This window comes from Vibrio sp. YT-19(2023), assembly GCF_033337395.1.
This window is the reverse complement of the sequence record NZ_JAWOQN010000490.1, coordinates 1-703: the sequence shown is the minus strand read 5'-3', so window position 1 is coordinate 703 and position 703 is coordinate 1. Positions and strand designations below refer to the sequence as shown.

General features: G+C 45.0%; 1 protein-coding gene. It reads right to left on the bottom strand.

Annotated features, from left to right (window positions below):
- Nucleotides 1-2: 2 nt before the first annotated feature.
- The gene (gene lolB, locus R7E78_RS26700) at nt 3-614 is read right to left on the bottom strand and encodes a lipoprotein insertase outer membrane protein LolB (protein WP_318058681.1); all 612 of its coding nucleotides are present in this window, start codon (nt 612-614) and stop codon (nt 3-5) included.
- Nucleotides 615-703: the final 89 nt, after the last annotated feature.

Below are 703 nucleotides of genomic sequence, written 5' to 3'. Positions count from 1 at the left end.
GATCATTGGGTGATGTTCCATTTTGTGATCACTAGATTGATTTTTACGTCTGATGTCGTCAGCTTTAGTTTATTCGGTAATGGAAGCGTCTGTTCATGCCATTCTACGTCGCCATAACGTTCGTAAGCGATTTTCCAGTCGTTAAGACCTATCTGTTTGTCTAAGGTTTGCAGTGTGTTGGCTGGAGAAAGCTGGAATGTATCTGCATCGGTAGGTAAACCGAGTAACCAGTCGGGCATGTGGTCAACTGGCATCATCAAGCCTGTGAGGCGATAAATCAGTTGATTAGCGTTGCGTGCTGAAAGGACTTGGTCATCATACGTTTCAACCGTTGCCCCTTGTGGGGTAATCGTCAGTTTTAATGCGGTTTGTCCCAAGACAGTGGTTAATCGAAGTTGGCTTAAAGCGGTGGAGTGCTTCCAAAAAAAGTTCAGACTTTGTCTTTGGTCGGGGCCGATGTAGCCTAATTTCCCGGTCGCTTGAAAATCATGGATGGTTTCAAGACGTTGTTCATGAGCTTGCCATTCGACGCTGGTGACGCTTTCAGGAACGGAACTACCCCCAGCGAGAATAAGGCTCGACAAGAAAAAGATGAGAAAGGAACGTAAGGTCATGTTTGATGGCTTATTAATCAGTTTTATCGGGAATCACTCACAACTATAGCATTGAAAAGACGGACTTAGGAAAACAAATCCGGCTTACC

Bases quoted from the DNA above. Each gene is read 5' to 3' on its own strand.
- lolB (WP_318058681.1), bottom strand. From the start codon at position 614: ATGACCTTACGTTCCTTTCTCATCTTTTTCTTGTCGAGCCTTATTCTC.